Below are 1,573 nucleotides of genomic sequence, written 5' to 3'. Positions count from 1 at the left end.
TGCAGTCGGCGGCAACTGCTCCTGCGTTGCTCTGGCTCCTGCATCCATGCAGTCGTGCAGCGGCAGCAAATTGGTCTAAAAAGTCGGAAATTTATATCCCCAATTTTCTGCCATCCTCGCTACAGGGACGCCCAGTCGGGCGCTATTCCCGGACAGCCTTCTGGCCTCAGTGTACGTACCCACGGCAGCCTACTGGCTTTTTCTGCCCCCCCCAATTTCTTATATTCGCTCATTATTTGTTCAAATTAGAAACTTTTTTGTTATTCTGCGGTCGAAATAAGTAGTGAAGCATTTTTGATATTGTCAAGACTGGAGTTCAGTACTCTGACAAACACCGCCGGGGTACAGGTTGTTCAAAACTATATGAAAATGAAAAACAACAGGTCTTTTGCCAATGGGTGATGCCTGACAGCTGATTTACTGTCCGTGTTTCACTTTTGATACATTGATTCTTTTTTTAATAACTTGTAACAAAAGTATTGCATTTTTAGAAAGCACATTAGAGAGAAGTTTTTTTCTAAAGGAGTTTTAATTATGGACACGCCATCAACGATCTTTATTCCGGTTAAACCCGCACCATATTTATCCAATAACTCTATCGGAAAGTTTGATGTCAAGGGTCCGAAGGGCGACCTTGAGTACAGTCTTGATCTGGGTAAAATGCATGACCAGGCCAGCCAGGAGAGTCTTCTGGTTTGGGCAGGAATTGCCAGCAATAAAGCTGATCAAATAAATCATTTTGAAATAACAGTGACCAGGGGTGATTCACTTTTCCTGACTTTTTTTCCAGAGCCGTGGTCTGATGACAAGTTTCACGCGACTGCCATCAGGCACCGGGATGTGAAAATATTTCTGGTCAGCGACTATACCGATTGGCGAGTGATAGATGCTTACAGGACAGTTGGCAAACGTGAGCAAGATAAACAAGATAAAATAATTGTCCTGGCTGATGAGTTGCCAGATTATGCTGAAAGATTACGAAGTTTTTACCCGTTGTTACTTCATATTCAGGGCTATATTCAGGGCGTTGACGTGAAGGATTTGATAACCCGTCTGGCAGATAAGGGGTTTTATCTTAAAGATGGTTTTGTCCGCTGCAATGGCTGTGAATACCGTAATTCCCTGGATGAGTTTGTCAAAAATATAGACTCCTCAGAGAGTTATCTGGCATCAATAAAATCAATGCTGCCTGTTCTTCAGTCCCTATTGGGAAAAAGTGATGTTGAACACGATAATGACAATTGCTATTTGGCTAAAACGGACAAGAAAACATTTCTCCGGATCAGTCATTCGCCAGATCCCAAAGTCGCAGGTGGGTTCAGGGAACACGGGCACTATACTGTCTGCCAGTGGGATGGCACCGATTATATTAATGGTTTCCCAAGCTATACCGGTCAATGTCGATGGCCATGCAAGATCGTGAAAGAACGTAATTTAAAGGAGCGTGATCTTTTCCTGTTTCACGGTTGTCAATCTTATCTATTTACCACAACGGTTCCAAAATCGGAAATGCTGTCTCAGGATGATTTAATTTATGAGGCTTCGCAGATAAAAACCGATCTTGATGGGTTGA

General features: G+C 43.0%; 1 protein-coding gene. It reads left to right on the top strand.

Annotated elements, in window-relative coordinates:
* Positions 1-534 precede the first annotated feature (534 nt).
* Positions 535-1,573, top strand: a 1,039-nt coding sequence (locus KDK14_RS12580; RefSeq protein WP_257265484.1) for a hypothetical protein, incomplete at its 3' end; no start/stop codon positions are given.

The sequence above is a fragment of the Endozoicomonas sp. ONNA2 genome, from assembly GCF_024606365.1.
Lineage (GTDB): Bacteria > Pseudomonadota > Gammaproteobacteria > Pseudomonadales > Endozoicomonadaceae > Endozoicomonas.
Note: the sequence above shows the minus strand (reverse complement) of the source record. Positions and strands in the feature narration are given on the sequence as shown.